Source organism: Heliomicrobium gestii (assembly GCF_009877435.1).
Lineage (GTDB): Bacteria > Bacillota > Desulfitobacteriia > Heliobacteriales > Heliobacteriaceae > Heliomicrobium > Heliomicrobium gestii.
This window is the reverse complement of record NZ_WXEX01000007.1, coordinates 1-14845: the sequence shown is the minus strand read 5'-3', so window position 1 is coordinate 14845 and position 14845 is coordinate 1. Positions and strand designations below refer to the sequence as shown.

The 14845-nt window shown below is 60.3% G+C and carries 11 protein-coding genes; 10 read left to right on the top strand and 1 reads right to left on the bottom strand.

Going from position 1 to position 14845, the window contains the following annotated elements:
• The first annotated feature begins 78 nt into the window (after positions 1-78).
• Both GTO89_RS09345 and GTO89_RS09340 read left to right on the top strand, forming a co-directional pair.
• Positions 79-225: a hypothetical protein gene (locus GTO89_RS09345; protein ID WP_161261824.1), complete on the top strand. Its 147-nt coding sequence runs from the start codon at positions 79-81 to the stop codon at positions 223-225.
• 165 nt (positions 226-390) lie between these two features.
• Positions 391-3252 (top strand): FAD-binding and (Fe-S)-binding domain-containing protein, encoded by a 2862-nt coding sequence (locus tag GTO89_RS09340; RefSeq protein ID WP_161261823.1) that lies wholly within the window; start codon positions 391-393, stop codon positions 3250-3252.
• Positions 3253-3372: 120 nt separating this feature from the next.
• On the opposite strand, the gene GTO89_RS09335 is transcribed toward GTO89_RS09340, so the two are convergent.
• Complete coding sequence (locus GTO89_RS09335) at positions 3373-5493, bottom strand: FHA domain-containing protein (protein WP_161261822.1); 2121 nt, start codon at positions 5491-5493, stop codon at positions 3373-3375.
• 223 nt (positions 5494-5716) lie between these two features.
• Between GTO89_RS09335 and dxs the strand changes: the two genes are divergently transcribed.
• The 8 genes from dxs to spoIVB all read left to right on the top strand — a co-directional run bounded on the left by dxs (position 5717) and on the right by spoIVB (position 14790).
• Positions 5717-7660, top strand: a complete 1944-nt coding sequence (dxs, locus tag GTO89_RS09330) for a 1-deoxy-D-xylulose-5-phosphate synthase (RefSeq protein WP_161261821.1) — start codon at positions 5717-5719, stop codon at positions 7658-7660.
• Positions 7661-8533, top strand: a complete 873-nt coding sequence (locus GTO89_RS09325; RefSeq protein ID WP_161261820.1) for a TlyA family RNA methyltransferase — start codon at positions 7661-7663, stop codon at positions 8531-8533. It begins immediately after the preceding gene.
• A 116-nt stretch (positions 8534-8649) separates the two neighbouring features.
• Positions 8650-9108, top strand: coding sequence for a hypothetical protein (locus tag GTO89_RS09320; protein WP_161261819.1), 459 nt, complete (start codon positions 8650-8652; stop codon positions 9106-9108).
• Between the two features lie 80 nt (positions 9109-9188).
• Positions 9189-10040 carry an NAD(+)/NADH kinase gene (locus tag GTO89_RS09315; protein ID WP_161261818.1) on the top strand — a complete coding sequence of 284 codons (852 nt, stop codon included), beginning with the start codon at positions 9189-9191 and terminating at the stop codon, positions 10038-10040.
• A gap of 3 nt (positions 10041-10043) precedes the next feature.
• The gene (locus tag GTO89_RS09310) at positions 10044-10718 is read left to right on the top strand and encodes a class I SAM-dependent methyltransferase (protein ID WP_161261817.1); all 675 of its coding nucleotides are present in this window, start codon (positions 10044-10046) and stop codon (positions 10716-10718) included.
• Positions 10715-11170, top strand: a complete 456-nt coding sequence (gene argR / locus GTO89_RS09305; RefSeq protein ID WP_161261816.1) for an arginine repressor — start codon at positions 10715-10717, stop codon at positions 11168-11170. Before GTO89_RS09310 ends, argR begins: the two co-directional genes overlap by 4 nt.
• 28 nt (positions 11171-11198) lie before the next feature.
• On the top strand, positions 11199-12890 hold the full coding sequence (gene recN / locus GTO89_RS09300; RefSeq protein WP_161261815.1) for a DNA repair protein RecN: 1692 nt from the start codon (positions 11199-11201) through the stop codon (positions 12888-12890).
• 280 nt (positions 12891-13170) lie between these two features.
• The gene (spoIVB, locus tag GTO89_RS09295) at positions 13171-14790 is read left to right on the top strand and encodes a SpoIVB peptidase (protein WP_161261814.1); all 1620 of its coding nucleotides are present in this window, start codon (positions 13171-13173) and stop codon (positions 14788-14790) included.
• Positions 14791-14845 lie beyond the last annotated feature (55 nt).

The window sequence follows — 14845 nt, the reverse complement described above, 5'->3', positions numbered from 1 at the left end:
AACCATCTAACGGTAGACCAGTTTGACCGATATGCAAGGCTTTGGATCTGCAAATGCGAGATTGCGATGAGGCAAAACATGCCCAAGTCCTCTTTCACCAAACACTTCCACCAGGTGTGGAGCAAAGCCAAACAAATCGATGAAAACGTCTTTTCCCAGTTGCTCACCATCGTTCAAGGCATCGCTGCCGCCGAACGTTATACCTATCGGTTAAACATTGGATAAGGCGGGGAGACAGGCAGGCCTCGCGGGCGCCTTTGAACAGGGTGAAATCAATGGCGGGGGAAAGACGCAGGGATTTTGGCGGCAATCATAACGGGTGTGAAACAGCTTCGTCGAGTCATTCGCCGAAGCTGTTTCACTTGAGTCCATTGGAAAGGTGTGTTGGCCGTGGAAAACACAGAAAGGTTTGGCGACGTCGCCCCTTTGCCTGCCAAGTATCAACGGTTTTACGATAGGGTGTGCGCCTTCATTCCCCGAAAAAGGCTGATCACCGACCCCCTCCGCACACTTGCCTACGGAACCGATGCCAGCTTCTACCGGCTCATCCCGAAGATCGTCGTCAAGGTGAGAACGACCGAAGAGGTTCATCAAATCCTGATCACCGCTGCGGAATTGACGATCCCGGTCACTTTCCGCGCTGCCGGGACGAGCCTGTCCGGACAGGCGGTATCCGATTCGGTGCTGTTGCTGCTCTACGGTGGGTGGAAAAACTGCCGTGTTCAGGGTGAGGGGAGCGCGATCACCCTGGAACCGGGCGTCATCGGCGCCGAGGCAAACCGGCATCTGCAACCGTATGGGAAAAAGATCGGTCCCGATCCGGCGTCGATCAACCATGCCATGATCGGCGGCATCGCCGCGAACAACGCCAGCGGCATGTGTTGCGGCACCGCCGATAACAGCTACAAAACTGTGCAGGATATGAAGATCATCCTCGCTGACGGGACCATGGTGGACACAGGCGACGCCTCTTCTGTAGCGGCTTTCCAACAGACCCACCAGGCGCTCATTACAGAAGTGAAGAAAATCAGGGACGAGATTTTTGACGATCCCGATTTGAACGAGCGGATCATCCACAAGTTCAAGATCAAAAACACCACCGGCTACAGTCTAAACGCTCTTGTCGATTATGATGATCCGATCGAGATAATCAAACACCTGATGATCGGCTCCGAAGGCACGTTGGGCTTCATCGCCGAGATCACCTACAAAACAGTCATCGATTATGTACATAAGGCATCGGCTCTCGTCATTTTTCCCGATATTGAACAAGCCTGTCTGGCCGTCATGCGATTGGACCGCGAAGTGGTGTCGGCGGCCGAACTGATGGATCGCCGGTCACTGCGCGCCGTGGAAGAGAAACCCGGCATGCCTGCATACCTCAAGGGACTCAGTGAGACAGCCGCCGCCTTGCTGATCGAGGTGACGGCGGAAACCGAGTCGGCATTACAGAGCCAGATTGCAAGGACAGTCGAAGCCTTACAAGGCATCCCTACGGTGCGACCGATCACCTTCACAGACGTAAAAAACAAATATGCCCAATTGTGGAACATCCGCAAAGGACTTTTTCCCGCCGTTGGCGCTGTGCGAAACAATGGCACGACGGTGATCATCGAGGATGTGGCCTATCCCAAAGAACGGCTGGCCGAGGCGATACTGGACCTGCGTGAATCGCTCGATCGCCACGGCTATCCCGATTCGATCATTTTCGGCCACGCCTTGGATGGCAATGTGCACTTTGTCTTTACTCAGGATTTCAGCACTGACAAGGAAGTCCAACGCTACGACGCGCTCATGCAAGAGGTCTGTGACATGGTTGCCGGCGAGTATGGCGGTTCCTTGAAGGCGGAACATGGCACAGGCCGTAACATGGCGCCCTTTGTGGAGAGGGAGTGGGGGAAAAAAGCCTACCGGCTGATGCGCCAGATCAAGCACCTCTTTGATCCGGAGCACATCCTCAATCCCGGCGTGATCATCGCTGAAAACCCGAAGGCCCATCTGGAGAATCTGAAACCGCTGCCTCCCACTCATGAGATTGTCGATAAATGCATCGAGTGCGGTTTTTGTGAAGTGAACTGTCCTTCGCAACATCTGACCTTAACACCGCGGCAGCGGATCACGGTGCAACGGGCAATCTCTGGGCTGCGAACGTCCGGGCGCGAACCGGAACGGCTCCACCGGCTGCTGCAAGATTATGCCTATCTGGGAAGAGAGACCTGCGCCGCCGACGGTCTCTGCGCCACCACCTGTCCAGTCGCCATCGATACGGGCAGCCATACGAAAAAACTCCGCGCCGCCGCGGTCAGTGAACGGGCCAAGAGTGTCTCCCGGTTTATCGCCGGTCATTTCGCCGGGGTGACCAAGCTGGTCAGGGTGGGCTTGCGCGGCGCCCATGCCGCCCATTCCCTCATCGGCGCCGGCGCCATGCAGACGGTGGCCCAGGCTGCTCGCCAGTTGAGCGGGGAACGCCTTCCCCTATGGAACCCCTGGATGCCGAAAGCGGCGCCTTGCATCAGGCAATCGCCCCAAGAGGTGAGCCAGATGAAACGAGTCGTCTACTTTCCGGCCTGTGTCAGTCGCACCATGGGACCGGCTCGCGATGATCGGGACCTCCGCTCCTTGCCAGAGGTGACCCTATCCTTGTTGGCAAAGGCGGGATATGAAGCGATTCTGCCGGCGGAACGGGAGCGCTTGTGTTGCGGCATGCCCTTTGAAAGCAAGGGTCTTTTTACGGAGGCCGACGGGAAGAGCAAAGAGTTGGAGCAGGCCTTGTTGGCCTATAGTTGGAATGGAGAAATCCCCGTCTTATGTGATACGAGTCCCTGCCTTTACCGGATGAAACGGGTCATGGACAAAGCCTTGAAGCTCTATGAGCCTGTCGAGTTCGTCTATGATTACCTGCTTCCCCACCTTGCGATCACTCCTGTTGAGGAGACTGTGGCCATCCATGTCACCTGCAGCGCCACAAAGATGAATTTGAAAGATAAATTTATGGCCCTGGCCCAAGCCTGCGCCCGCAAGGTCATTCTCCCGGCGGATGTCAAGTGCTGCGGTTTTGCCGGGGATCGAGGGTTTTCCTACCCGGAGTTGAATGAATCGGCCTTATCGACGCTCAAAGCGGCGTTGCAAGGCGAATGCGCTTCAGGCTACTCGAACAGCCGGACCTGTGAAATCGGTCTTTCGCTCCACAGCGGCATCAGTTACCAGTCGATTCTTTACCTGGTCGATCGCTGCGCGCGCCCGCGCGAGTAGGATGTAATCACCAAAAAGCGGCGCTGCCCATCCCCAAAAGGACGGGCAGCGCCGCTTTCTATTGGCCATTTTATCTTTATTCAGCGATATTCTCTAGCGTCCGGACGGCCATTTTCAGGGTTATTCCCTCCGTAAGACGAAGGCGTTCCGCTGCCCCAGGTAGACCTGGTCGCCGCTTTCCAACGTCCGTGTCCCCTCCAGTCGCTGTCCATCAGGTGAACCGAGGAAAGTGCCGTTGGTCGACCCCTTGTCGGTCACGATGATGGCTGTCGGATCCAGTGGATCAGGTCCGACGAAGATGTGCTGTTTGGAGATGAAGGGGTCGTCGAGGACCACCTGGCATGTGGAGGGGTCGCGGCCGATGAGCAGTCCCGCCTTCGGGACATCGAAGCGACGACCGGTCAAGGGGCCGGTGATAAATTCGATGACCGGCGTGGCGTCCGCTTTTTGAGGTCGCCAGAGCGGCACGACCTTTCCGGCTGCTGCCGGGGGTGCAGGGGGAATAGAAGAATCTGCCCGATCTCCCGGCGCTGGGGGTGGCGAGGCTGCCGAGGCTGCCGAGGACGATGCTGGCATGGCGACGACAGACGATTCGGAGGCGGCAGCCACCATGCGTTCCGAACGCTTTTGCACCGACGGAGTGGTATCGGGCGGCTCGGAAGGCGATGGGGCGGAAGAAGCAGGGGTATCCTTGGGAAGATAAAAGGAAATCGGTTTTTCTGTCGTCAGGCCCACGGGCGAACCGCCCTTCGGCCCCTGTCCTGTCGAGGCCGCGCCGCCGGCGCCTCCATTCCCTGCGGCGCCGCTCCGTTGCTTCCCTTTCAGCCGGAGCAGGAATCGCGTCAGCGCCGGGAAGGCCGACGGACCGAGTTTGCGGTAGCGCAGGATCACAAACCCGCCGACTGCAGCGAGCAGCACCAAGGTGATGCCGCCGTAGAGGGCCATGTCGGGCCAGTAGATCTTGTCTTCACCGGCGGCTTTGCGCTGGCGCGCTTCGGTCATCAGTTCTTTCGCCGGTCCGTGGTGGGGACAGAGTTTGAGCAGATCCTCCAGGATGCTGATCGTCTTGGACATATGGCCCTTGTCGAACATATCCAGGGCGTTGGCGTAGACCCGTGTCGCCTCCGAGGGATCGCCGGCGTTGGCGAGGCCGGATTTGCCCAGCGCCTCCTGGACCGCCTGGGTGTTGATCACAGGATAGACGCCGACAGCCCGCGCCGTCCGGCCTGAGAGACCGATGATCTGCCCTTTGTCGGTGATGACCGGACCGCCGGCGCCGGCAGGACCGATGGTGGCCTCCACGTCGATGAGTGGACCGTAGTCGGCCTTCATTTTGCCGGACTTGGCCGCCGCCACACTGCCGGAACTGACGCCCACACTCATCAGGCTGGCCGGCGTGAGGAGCGCCGTGGCGTCGGCGTTGCCGGGGTAGCCGATGACGCTGGCTTTTTGCCCCACATCGCTGCTATTCGCAGACGCCAGCGGCAGGGAGGGGAGGTTGTTGACGTTGATCTTGAGGATCGCCACTTCCTGGACGGGATCGAACTCCTTGTTCGGGTTGAGGGGCACGATCGGCTCGGGCGGTTGCACCGGTTCCGGTTCCTTGACCGGCTGCGGCGCCGGGATCACCGGCGAGACGCCTTCGCCAAGGTTCTCGACGCCCTCGTCCGTCACGACCGGCTTCTGGATGCGCGGCACCGGGCGGGCCGAATAGACGGGGGTGCTCGTCGACACCGCCTCCGGCGGCGGCGAACCGGTCCACTTGATGTCGAAGTCGACGGCCTGACCATCGGACAGGACGACCTGCTTGTACACCTTTACCTCTTCCATGAGTGTCGTATTTTCCGCCACACCCAGCCGTTCCGACTCGCTCAGCCGGTGCCCCACCTGTTTCTGCACCTCATTGAAAAAGCGCTCGGCCAGGGCGTTGCGAATGGATGTTTCATCCTTTTGCAGCAGTTCGATGATGCGCGAGGACGTGACCACAGCGCCATCGGGGTTGACGATGAGCCCCGATGCCGTGCCGCCGACCGCTACCGGCCAGGCCCGGTCAGAAAAGCGGAAGGTGGCTGTCACACCGGCGCGAACCTGGACGACGGCTGGTTTCGCCAGTTCGACGACGGAGACATCCGGTGGCAGGGGATCGGCCGCCTGCGCGGCGCTGACCAGGCCGACTTGGCCGAAAATCAGCGCAGAGACGACAAGGCCTACCCCTTTTCGTATTTTTTTCGATAAAATCATTGACGAACCTCCTGTCTGAACGGTCAACCGTTTCGACACGAAAGCACAGATATCCTCCACCGCACGGCTTAAAAAAGGTTCCACAATCTTTGATGACGCTGTTTTTTCGTGATATAATCAGGGTCAGATATTTTAGAGAACGAGTGACAAGAGTCGTCAAAAAAACCAAGTGACGGGAAACGGCGTCTACGATTGAACGCTGTAGAGGAAGGTGACCCGATAGATGACGCAAATTCTCGGCCAGATTTCTAAACCCGGGGACCTGCAAAAACTGACGGCGGCGGAACTGGAACAATTGGCGGGAGAGATTCGTGAGGTCATCATTCAGACGACATCGCAAAACGGCGGCCACCTGGCGCCGAACCTCGGTGTCGTCGAACTGACCATGGCGCTCCACCTTGTCTTCCAGTCTCCCAAAGATAAGATTGTCTGGGATGTGGGTCACCAGTCTTATGTGCATAAGCTGTTGACCGGACGATACGATAGATTCCACACCCTGCGGCGTTATCATGGGATGGCCGGCTTCCCGAAACGTTCCGAAAGCGAACACGATATCTACAATACCGGGCACAGTTCCACCTCCATCTCGGCCGCCCTGGGCTTAGCCTTTGCCCGGGACCTGAAGAAAGAGGAGGGCGCGGTGATCGCCGTCATTGGCGACGGCGCTCTGACCGGTGGAATCGCCCTGGAGGCCTTGAACCATGCCGGCCATGCCGGAAACGATATGATCGTCGTGCTCAATGACAATGAAAAGTCGATCGCCGACAACGTGGGCGCCATGTCTACATACCTGTCCCGCATCCGGACGGATCCGCGCTATTTCCGCAATAAAGAGGAAGTGGAGGAGATGGTCCGGCGCATCCCCTCCATCGGCAATCATGTCCTAAAGGTCATGGAGAAGATGAAGGATGGGTTCAAACATCTGGTGGTGCCGGGGATCCTCTTTGAAGAACTGGGCTTCTCCTACCTTGGTCCCATCGATGGGCACAACCTGACCCAACTGCGGGAGGTTTTGACGAACGCCCGCCGGCTGAAAGGTCCCATCCTCGTCCATGTGCTGACGAAAAAGGGCAAGGGATACGGGCCGGCGGAAAACAACCCCAGCGTCTTTCACGGCGTCGGTCCCTTTGACGTGGAGACGGGGAAGGTCAAAAAGAACCCCGGTCCGCCTACCTACACACAGGTCTTCAGCGACACGCTGCTCCGGTTGGCCCGTCAGGATGACCGCATCGTCGGCGTCACCGCGGCCATGCCCGACGGCACGGGGATGACGCCCTTCGCCCGCGCCTTCCCGTCGCGCTTTTTCGACGTGGGCATCGCGGAACAGCATGCTGTGAATATGTCGGCGGCGCTCGCCCTACAGGGGTTGCGACCTGTCGTCGCCATCTACTCCACCTTTTTGCAGCGCGCCTATGACCAGGTCTTTCATGATGTGTGCCTGCAGCGCGCGCCTGTCGTCTTCGCCATCGACCGCGGCGGCATCGTCGGTGACGACGGCGAGACCCACCACGGCCTTTTTGACATCGCTTTCCTTCGCCACATCCCCGAACTGGTGATGATGGCCCCGAAGGATGAAAATGAGTTGCAGCATATGGTCCATACGGCGCTGCGGCACGAAGGGCCCGTGTCCATTCGCTACCCCCGGGGCGGCGGCGTGGGCGTTGCCCTCGATGAGGAACTCACGGAGTTGTCCCTTGGCAAGGGCGAACTGGTGCGGCAGGGGAGCGACGTGACGATCGTCGCCATCGGCGCCATGGTCGCCGTCGCCGAGAAGGCCGCCGATCAACTGGAAGCGGAGGGCATTCGGGCAGCCGTTGTCAATGCCCGCTTCATCAAGCCGCTCGATAAGGAACTGCTCCTGAAGCAGGCCCGGGAAACGGGCAAGATCGTCACCGTGGAGGAGCATGTGCTCGCCGGCGGCTTCGGAAGCGCCGTTTTGGAAATGCTGGAGATGGAAGGCGTCGACTGCGCCGTCAAGCGGATCGGCATCCCTGACGAGTATGTGCAGCATGGTACCGTTGCGGTTCTGCGGGAAGATTACGGCTTGACAGCGGCCAATGTGGCCGCCGCCGCCCGTGAACTGGCCGACACGGACCGCGCTTGGACCAGCATCCGCAAGGCGCCGCCGGCACCGATCAAAATCGCTTTTCGCGGAGAATCACGCTAAATGACAGCAAAAAAACGGCTTGATGTGCGGCTCGTCGATGACGGCTTGTCGCCGACAAGAGAAAAGGCGCGCGCCGCCATTCTGGCCGGGCTCGTCTACGTCGACGGGCAGCGGGTGGACAAGGCGGGGACGCTCGTCGCTGACAGCGCCCAGGTGACCGTAACCGGTGAGGCTTGCCCCTATGTCAGCCGCGGCGGTTTCAAGCTGGCCAAGGCGCTGGAGGTCTTTCCCCTCGACCTGACCGGCCGGACGGTCATCGATGTCGGCGCCTCGACCGGCGGATTTACCGATGTGGCGCTGCGCAACGGCGCCGCCCGGGTGATCGCCGTCGATGTAGGCTACGGCCAGTTTGCTTGGTCGCTGCGCAACGACCCGCGGGTGCGCTGCCTGGAACGGACCAACATCCGTCACCTGACGGCGGAGGAACTGGGCGAAAAGGCCCAGACCGCCGTCATTGATGTGGCCTTCATCTCGCTGGAGAAGGTGCTGCCGGCTGTGGCGAATCTGCTTGACGAGCCAGGCCATGTGATGGCACTGATCAAGCCCCAGTTTGAAGCCGGCCGGGAAAAAGTCGGCAAAAAAGGGGTCGTCCGCGATCCCCAGGTCCACCGCGAGGTGATCGAGCGGCTGGTGGACTGGGCGGTGGAGCGGCGGTGGCAGGTGCTCGGTCTCGACTATTCGCCCATCACCGGGCCGGAGGGCAACATCGAATACCTGATCTTGTTGCAAAAGCCGGAGGCCCAGACGAAGGGCGACTCGACAGAAAGGGAAGGGCCTGCTGCCCCGGGGGCAGAGCCGTCATTTACTCCGGAAGGCATAGCGGCTGTGGTCCGCCGCGCCCACGAAGCGGTGGGCAACGGGAACAAAGAATAGCCGATCGATGATCGAGAAGGGACCCGGCGGGGTCCTTTCTTTTTCCGTTCCCTGCTGCGAAGGCAGGACTCGTTTCGCGGCATGTAGAACACTTTGCTTTGTTAGGAGGGTCATCCGTGCCGGAATCGTTCACCCTTGACTGGACCCTCTTGTCCATTATGATTGTCGTTGCCGTTATCGCCGGAGCGCTCCTTTTTTCCTATTTATATAAGGCCTATCATCGCTGGCTGACCTGGCGGCGCCAGCGCGCCGGGCGTATCGGCGAAGAGCGGGCGGCGAAGTTGTTGAAGCGTGAGGGTTATGCCGTGCTCAAGGCCCAGGCGCCGGCTCAGATGGTGATGCGTGTTGACGGAGCGCCCGTGAACATCCGTGTGCGCGCCGATTATCTGGTGCAGCGGGCCGGCAAAACCTATGTGGCTGAAGTGAAAACAGGCGACTGGGCGCCGCGGCCCACCAATGGCGACACGCGGCGGCAACTGTTGGAATACTCGCTGATCTACAAGACTGACGGGGTGTTGTTGGTCGACATGGCCGCCCAAAAGATCCACCGCATCGAGTTTGAGTTTCCTCGTTGACGGACCCGGCCGCCGTCATGGCCGTTATGTTCGAATGTTTCGCCCTTGCAAAGGGGTTTTCCGGAGTTAGGAGGGGTCTCGTGCCAACGGTAGGCGTCGTGCTCAATGATGACAAACCGCAAGCCCTTGAGGTAGCCGGTCAGATGGCGCAATGGCTGTCCCAGCGGAATGTGCCCATGGGGATTCCGCTGACCCGCGTGACCGAACTGGTCCATTCGCCGTCGCCGGAATTGCGCGACCGCCTGGCCCAACTCGATTTGATTGTTGTTCTCGGTGGCGATGGGACGCTGATCAATACGGCGCGGCTGGTGGCGCCCTTCGGCATCCCTGTCGTCGGCGTCAACCTGGGTCGTCTCGGCTTTTTGACCGAGGTGGAGGTGTCCGAACTGTTTCCGGCGCTGGAGCGGATCGTCGCCGGCGACTACCGGATCGAAGAGCGGATGATGCTGGAGGCGCGTCTTGTCCGCAACGGCGTGCTGCAGCCCCCTTATTATGCCCTTAACGATGTTGTCGTCACCAAGGGCGATCATCCGCGGATGATCCGCGTCGAAGCCGCCATCGGCGAGGAGGTCGTCTGGACCTATTCGGCTGACGGTCTGATCGTCTCGTCGCCGACCGGTTCGACGGCCTATTCCCTTTCCGCCGGCGGTCCGATCGTTTCGCCGGAGCTGCACGCGCTGTTGCTCACCCCGATCTGTCCCCACGCTCTCGACGCGAAACCCCTTGTCATCCCCCAAAGCCAGACTGTCCGGTTGTCCGTCATCTCCTCACACTCCCATGCGGTCGTCACCGTCGACGGGCAGCCGGGGCAGCCGATGGTCTGCGGGGACAGTGTTTTGATTCAAAAGGCGGCAGTCGCCTGCCGGTTGATCCGGCTGGGTGAACGCACCTTTTTCCGCATCCTCAGGGAAAAAATGCAACAGGGGAGGTAAAGGATGAACTCCCTCACATCGGCGGTGGAATGGTCCCGCCGCTTTTTGGCCGAAGTTCTCGAACAAGGCGACCTTGCTGTCGACGCCACCGCCGGCAACGGTCATGACGCCCTTTTTCTGGCGCGGCAGGTGCTGCCTGGCGGCGCCCTCTTGGCGGTCGACATTCAAGAGGCGGCCATTGTCGCCACAAACCGGCGATTGGCCGAAGCCGGCTTAGGCGAAATGGTAAGGATCGAAGATCCCTTCTCGTCAGAGACGCTGTCTGTGAACGGACTGTCAACGCTGGCTTTAGAGCGCCCGATCCGCCTGGTCCAAGGGGATCACGGCCAGTTGGGACTGTGGCTCCAGAGAACCAATCAAAAGCCGAAGGCCGCCGTTTTCAACCTCGGGTACCTCCCGGGCGGCGATCACCACCTCGTCACCCGAGCCGATTCGACCCTCAACGCTCTGAACGCCCTGGCGGCGGCGCTGGCAGAGGGCGGTCGCCTTGTCGTCGTCGTCTATGTGGGCCATGCCGGGGCAGAGGCCGAGGTGGCGGCAGTCAACGATTGGTGGCGGCAGTTGCCGCCGCAGCGATGGGATACAGTGTCAGTCCGGTTCCCCAACCGGACAGGCCATCCGCCCTATGTGCTTGTGGCGGAGAAAAAAGGCGTTCAAAGGCGGGTGCCATCGACGTGAAGAGCAGGCGTCAGCGAGCGATTCTGGAGATCATCGGCGCCGAAGTGGTCCAGACACAGGACGAACTGGCCCAGCTTCTGCGCGAGCGAGGCATGGAGGTCACCCAGGCCACCATCTCTCGAGACATTAAGGAATTGGGCCTGATCAAGGTGCCCGTCAGCAAGGACGAATCGCGCTATGCGCCGCCGTCGGAAGCCGCTCAGGTTCCCCAGGCGCCGGATCGGTTGCGCCGCCTGTTGCGGGACACGGTGACCCATGTCGATTCCAGTCTGAATATCGTTGTCATCCGCACCCTTCCGGGCCATGCCCATGCCGTAGCCGGCGCCATCGATTACAGCCACTGGCCCGAGGTGCTGGGCACGGTGGCGGGCGACGACACGATTTTCATCGTCGTCAAACCGGTCGAGGCGGTGGCGGCCTTGATGGCCAAGATTCAGGGCTGGGTCGAGTGAAGGACAGGCGGGCAAAGGGGGGAGCGCCTTGCTGGAACGGTTGCGTGTGGAAAACTTTGCGCTGATTGAAGAGGCGGAACTGGAACTATCGCCGGGGATGAACCTCTTGACCGGCGAGACGGGCGCCGGCAAGTCGCTGGTCATCGATGCCGTGGGGCTGTTGATCGGCGGACGCGCCACCGCCGATGTGGTCCGCGCCGGCGCAGATAAAACCCGCATGGAGGGGCTTTTCCGGCTGCCGGCAGGCGATAGCGGCAAGCTGCGGCGGGAACTGGGAGAACTGGGCGTCGACGTCGATGAGGATGACAGCCTGCTCTTGACGCGGGAGATCGCCCGCAGCGGCAAGAGCGTCTGCCGCATCAACGGCCGCAGCGCCCCGCTGGCGCTCTACCGCGAGGTCGGCGGCCGGCTGATCGACCTGCAAGGGCAGCATGAACAGCAGTCGCTGATGAACCCGCGCAAGCACCGGGTGCTCCTCGACCGGCTGGCCGGCGCTGACGGGGAAAAGGCGTTGGCCGCTGTCGAGGCGGCCTACCGGGCCCTTGATGCGGTGGAAAAGGAACGGGAACGGTTGCAGCAGGGTGAGCGTGACCGGATCCAGCGCCAGGACATGCTCTCCTTTCAGGTGAAAGAGATCGACGGGGCGCAGTTGGCCGAGGGAGAGGAAGAGGAACTGGAGCAGGAGCGCAAGCGCCTGCAAAACATGGAAAAGCTGACCGATAAGGCCAGCGCCGCCTATGACGCCCTTTTCGGGGGACAGGCCGGCGGCGCCCTGGAACTGCTCGACCGGGCGCGAGGCGCCGTCGAGGAAGCGGCCGCCTTTGATCCGGTGCTGGCCGCGCTGGTGCAGAACCTGGAGACCGCCTACTACCAGGCGGAAGATGCGGCGGAACGCTTGCGCGACTACCGGCAGGATCTGGAGTATCAGCCCGATCGGCTGGAGACGGTGGATGATCGACTCGATGCGATCCGGCGGCTGAAGCGCAAGTACGGCGGCTCGATCGGCGAGATCCTGGCCTACCGGGAGGAAATCGCCCGGGAACTGGGGGAATTGGAGCACCGTGACGAGCGGATTGCCGAACTGCAGGCCCAGGCGGAACGAAGCCGGAAGATCTACCAGGAGGCGGCGGCCAAGCTGTCGGCGCTGCGCAAGAAAATGGCGGCCAAGTTGGAAACGTCGATGGGCAAGGAACTGGCTTTTCTCGGCATGAACCGGGCCAAGCTGGAGGTGAGACTCGATGCTCGAACAGAACCTTCGGCATCGGGCGCCGAAGAGATCGAGTTTCTCTTTACGCCGAACCTGGGCGAGCCGCCGAAGCCGCTGGCCAAGATCGCCTCAGGCGGTGAGACGGGGCGGATTCTGTTGGCCTTTAAGACGCTCTTGGCCCGTGTGGAAGGCATCCCTTCGCTGATCTTCGACGAGATCGACGCCGGCATCGGCGGACAAGCCTTGCAGGCGGTGGCCCAGAAGATGGCCGAGGTGGCCGAGGCGGTGCAGGTGATCTGTGTGACCCATGCGCCCCAACTGGCCGCCTACGCTGACAGCCATTTCCGTATCTTGAAGACGGTTCGCGGCCAACGGACGATGACTCGGATCGACGCCCTTGACGAAGAGGAGCGCGTGAAGGAGTTGGCACGCATGCTCGGCGGCGACCGGGCCAGCGCGCTGACCCACAGCCATGCCCGGGAGATGTTTGCTCAGGCGAAAAAAAGTTCCTAAAAAGAGAAGGATTTCTGGGAACGGAGCGGCCCCGCCGAATGATGGCGGGGCCGCTTTTTTCTCCTGCCGGCTGGTTTTTCTGGCAGGCAGATTTCGTCATACCCAAGGGTTTTCGGGATACCCACGGCTTAGCGGGATACGGTCGGCTCATTGGGGAGAAAGTAGAGACGCCCCAATGAAAAAGCGCTCCAGAAACCGGTAAACGAACGATGGGCGGCGTCCTCTGCGCTCTGGTGGCGCGCCCTGTAAAATCCGTAAGTATGCCCCGAGGAGGTGGCGGATGGCAAGAGAGCGGTTGAAACGGTGCATCGGTCTGCTCCTGGCCCTGTCGTTGATTGCCGGAAGCCTCACCGATGAGGCGCTGAGCCTCTGGCTGACACCGTCACGGTTGCGCACGACGGTCGGTGAGGAAATCCCCATCAACAGCATGTTTCCCCAAAACATGCTGCGACATGTTACGCTGGAACTGCGACGGATGAATCTGGCCGCTCTCCAGCGGTCACCGGAATGGACCCCTGACGAGTTTCCCGGCGCCATCGCCGTCACACCGGCCAACGCGACGGAAGAACCTGGCCGGCTCGACATCAGCCTGCGCCTGTTGGGCTGGATTCCTCTAAAACACATCGTCGTTGATGTGCTCCCGCCGATGCAACTGCTGACTGGCGGCCACTCCATCGGGGTGCTCCTGCACTCCCAGGGGGTGATCGTCGTCGGACAGGCGCCCATCACTGACGAACAGGGCGCCAAGCACTACCCTGGGAAGGATGCCGGGATCCAATTGGGCGACGTGATCCACAAGGTGAACGGCCAGCCGATCAAGAGCGACGCCGAACTGGCCCGCGTCATCGATGAAGCGGGCAGAGCGGGGAAAAAGCTGGAGATCGAGATGTCCCGCAACGGACAGTTGACGATGGTCGCTGTCGATCCGGTCCGTTGCGCCGAAACGAAGCGCTTCCGCGTCGGTCTCTATGTGCGCGACCGCGCCTCCGGTGTCGGCACCCTGACCTTTTACGAGCCGAAGAGCAAGACCTACGGCGCCCTTGGGCACGTGATCAATGACGCCGATACGAATCAGCGCATCGATGTGGCCGAAGGACGCATCATCCCGGCCCTGGTCAAGTCGATCCAGCAAGGCAAACGGGGCGCTCCGGGCGAGAAGGTCGGTGTCTTTCAGGAAGACGACCCTCCCTTCACCGGCACGATCCAGCACAACACGATGGTGGGGATCTTTGGCCGTCTGGAGGGCAAGCTGAACAATCCCTACTACCCCGATCCCCTGCCCATCGCCCTCTCGGCCCAGGTGCAGGAAGGCCCGGCCGAGATCATCACCGTCGTCGAAGGCGACAAGCTGGAGCGATTTCAGATCACCATCGATCGGGTCATGCCCCACCGCACCGACGGGAAGGGGATGGTCATCCGGGTAACCGATCCGCGGCTTTTGAATATTACCGGCGGCATCATCCAGGGCATGAGTGGCAGCCCCATCGTTCAGAACGGGAAGATTGTCGGGGCGGTGACCCACGTATTCATAAATTCTCCAACTACAGGATATGGATGTCTTATCGAAAAGATGTTGGAAGAAGCCGGTCTGTGGAGGCCTGGGAATCAGCAGGTTGGTGCTCTGCCAAAAGGCAGGGCATTTTTTTGCCTTTCAGGATTTTTTGCAACGATCAGTCTCCGTTTTTGTTCCAGCATTCGCCTCATTCCTCTGCGTTCTTTATTTTTTTCAGATGCTTTCATTCAGATTCGAACGAGAATCAGAGGAGTTCCCTCATTATCCGAAAAACAAGCGCTTCGGCCATCCTTAACTATGGTAATAAATGTCAAAATTAACCGTTTTTTTGCGAACGATTTTACGGGTGACCCAGAAGGATATCCTATCGGCTTGTCGAAAAGCTAAGTGCAGTGAAAATGCTGGGAGGCGGGACAAAAAATGTTAAAGAACATTCGATTGA

Coding starts and splice junctions, on each gene's coding strand:
- GTO89_RS09345 (WP_161261824.1), top strand. CDS start 79: ATGCCCAAGTCCTCTTTCACCAAACACTTCCACCAGGTGTGGAGCAAA.
- GTO89_RS09335 (WP_161261822.1), bottom strand. CDS start 5,493: ATGATTTTATCGAAAAAAATACGAAAAGGGGTAGGCCTTGTCGTCTCT.
- dxs (WP_161261821.1), top strand. CDS start 5,717: ATGACGCAAATTCTCGGCCAGATTTCTAAACCCGGGGACCTGCAAAAA.
- GTO89_RS09325 (WP_161261820.1), top strand. CDS start 7,661: ATGACAGCAAAAAAACGGCTTGATGTGCGGCTCGTCGATGACGGCTTG.
- GTO89_RS09310 (WP_161261817.1), top strand. CDS start 10,044: ATGAACTCCCTCACATCGGCGGTGGAATGGTCCCGCCGCTTTTTGGCC.
- spoIVB (WP_161261814.1), top strand. CDS start 13,171: ATGGCAAGAGAGCGGTTGAAACGGTGCATCGGTCTGCTCCTGGCCCTG.